Annotated in this window: 1 protein-coding gene; it reads right to left on the bottom strand. The window is 46.1% G+C overall.

The window, feature by feature from the left end; translation table 11 throughout:
- A partial coding sequence (locus ABXQ82_RS18730; protein WP_367063329.1) for a hypothetical protein occupies window positions 1–1,428 on the bottom strand: 1,428 nt, incomplete at both ends.

Below are 1,428 nucleotides of genomic sequence, written 5' to 3'. Positions count from 1 at the left end.
AGAACCAGTGGCTCCACATAGGTCGCTAAGTCCAGTACTGTTAGTAGTTACCGAAGCAGAACCACAGGTATCCGTTCCAGAGAAGGACGCTAACCAAGCAGCAAACGCGCCACTGGGATCAGCAGTACCATCACATTCTACGGTCATATCCGCAGGAGTGTTAGTCCAGGTAGGATCGGTAGTATCTTCTATGGTGAAAGTTGCTGTCGTCATACTAGAGTTGTCACAAGCATCAGTAGCCGTAAAAATTACGGTAACTGCTCCTGTTGCACCACAAAGGTCAGAAAGTGCAGTAAAATTATTAGACCAAACCACGGCACTACAATCATCGGCAGCAATAGCACCACCATTGTTCGTTAACCAGTCATTTAGGTCAGTAGTATTACCAGCACCATCACATTGTACGGTTTCATTAGCTGCTTGTGTTGAAATAACGGGAGCAACGGTATCTTTGATTAAGTATGTAGCTGATGTTGTGGTTTTGTTGCCACATTCATCGGTAGCTGTAAATATTACAGTAATAGCACCATTGTCACATTTCACAGCATCATCAGATCCATAATCATTGGTCCAAGTAATAGTACTACAGTTATCTGTAGCAGTAGCACCCGCACTAGCGTTTAACCAATCGGTTAATTGTGTTTGCGTATCGCCCACACCACATTCAATTTCGATATTGGCTGTGTTTGTGTTATCTATGTTAGGATCGTTAGTATCCTCGATAGTGAAGGTAGCATCGGCAGTAATGTCGTTACCGCACTCATCGGTAAGTGTAAACGTTACAGTTTCCGTACCGGTAGCCCCACAAAGGTCACTAAGTCCAGCACTGTTGGTTGTTACCGTAGCAGCACCACAGGTATCCGTTCCGGAGAAGGACGCTAACCAAGCAGCAAACGCACCACTAGGATCGGCAGTACCGTCACATTCTACAGTCATATCCGCAGGAGTATTAGTCCAGGTAGGGTTTGTAGTATCTTCAATAGTGAAGGTGGCATCGGCAGTAATTGCGTTACCACATTCATCGGTAAGTGTAAAGGTTACAGTTTCCGAACCAGTAGCACCGCATAGGTCGCTAAGTCCAGTACTGTTAGTAGTTACCGAAGCAGAACCACAGGTATCCGTTCCTGAGAAGGACGCTAACCAAGCGGCAAATGCGCCGCTAGGATCGGGAGTACCATCACATTGTACAGTCATATCCGTTGGAGGGTTAATCCAAGTAGGATCAGTTGTATCTTCAATAGTGAAGGTAGCATCCGCAGTGATATCGTTACCACATTCATCGGTAAGTGTAAAGGTTACCGTTTCAGAACCAGTGGCTCCACATAGGTCGCTAAGTCCAGTACTGTTAGTAGTTACCGAAGCAGAACCACAGGTATCCGTTCCAGAGAAGGACGCTAACCAAGCAGCAAACGCGCCACTGGGATCAGC

This window comes from Algibacter sp. 2305UL17-15 (genome assembly GCF_040720935.1).
Lineage (GTDB): Bacteria > Bacteroidota > Bacteroidia > Flavobacteriales > Flavobacteriaceae > Jejuia.
The sequence above is the reverse complement of the archived record's forward strand: the minus strand, read 5'-3'. Positions and strand labels throughout refer to the sequence as shown.